Source organism: Kitasatospora sp. NPDC057518 (assembly GCF_042802075.1).
GTDB lineage: Bacteria > Actinomycetota > Actinomycetes > Streptomycetales > Streptomycetaceae > Kitasatospora.
The window spans coordinates 1-1,375 of the sequence record NZ_JBHVEU010000794.1; the positions used below are offsets into that span (position 1 = coordinate 1).

Here is a 1,375-nt window from a genome sequence, read left to right on the forward strand (position 1 = left end):
GCTACCTCGCAGGCCTCCACCTCCGCGCCTCAATGATCTGGATAGACGACCTCGTGCGACCACCCAACTGATCACAACATCACACAGGCCCTAGTTGACGGCCTGTTCGACGGTGTCGCTTTTTGTACAGCTCCTCGTCAAATCCCGCTGGCTGCCCGCCGCGTGAGCTCTTGCGCAGGCGGGCGGCCAGGCTGTCGGGCCCCTTGCGGGGCCTGCCGGGCCTGGTCCTCGGGACGCGGATCTTTTCCAGCACGGGTATGAACCGGGTGCGGTTCGCCCGCTGCCCCGGCGTGACGACCAGGGACAGTGGGCGGCAGCGGTCGTCCGCACTCGGGTGGAGCTTGGTGGTGACCCGCCGCGCGAGCGGCCCAGGTCCCCGGCCGCAGCCGCTCCCACTCCTCAGCTGTCAGATCACCCCGTCCCATGCCCAGACCAACGAGCAAGGCGACCGATAGCCACATGATCGGGCGGGCAAGTCCCAGGCGCGCGGGCGGGCCAGGTCCAAGGCCGCATGCGTGATGATCCGGTCGGCCCCGGCCCGCTTGAGCATGGTGAACAACTCCGCCGGCGGGCGGAAGTCCCGTTGTCCGGTGGCCGGGTCGGGCGGGGCGAGGCGGGTGGATCCGCCGGAGACGGAGAACGGCGGGCTCCAGCTGGAGCATGTTCGCCCCCTCGCCGAGGAAGGCGAGTCCAGTGGTGTCGACGGCGGTCTCCGGGCTGCGAGGGCTGATCTGGAACGGGCGGCGGGCGGCGGGCGCCAGGCGCCGGGGGTGGGGACGGCCCGCATGGTGGTGCGGTAGCCCTCGTAGAGGGCGGAGTCGAAGATCAGGTGCGGCATGGTCGCCACGTCCCGGTGACCGGCCTCGTCCAGCGCCTGCCGCACGGCCCGGGTGGTACCCCGGGTCATCGCGGCAGGGCCGACGATGTCGGCGCCGGCCCCGGCCTGGATGACGGTCAGTGCGGCCGTCGTTTCCAGATCGATCCGGGTGCCGACGGTCAGATGGCACTCGCCGGTGTCGTTGTGGCCGCACAGGCAGTTCTCCGTCATCACGGCCATGCCGGGCTCGGAGTCCCTGGCAGCGCACCTTCAGGCTGTCCGACGCTAGGGCACCGGCGGCCCGCTCGTCGCGACGCGGACTGTCGGCGAACCTCTTCACCGAGCGGATGCCGGCGGCGGTCAAGTACCGCACCAGCTAGGGGATCTCGGCGACGGTGATGGTTGGTAGCCGAGCAGTGCTTCGTCCCACCGCCCAGCGCCGCTACCGCTGCGTAGGAAGTCGGCCGGGCCGACTTCCTACGCGCGGCGAGCCGACCCGCCGTGCAGGGCCGGTGGCCGATCAATGACGTTGGGCGGGCCCGCGTCCGAGGGTGCGGG

At 71.3% G+C, this 1,375-nt stretch carries 1 pseudogene; it reads right to left on the minus strand.

What is annotated here, in order from left to right:
- Positions 1-406: 406 nt before the first annotated feature.
- A pseudogene (locus ACFU7Z_RS39445) lies at positions 407-1,063 on the minus strand (hypothetical protein); the annotation flags it as partial.
- Positions 1,064-1,375: the final 312 nt, after the last annotated feature.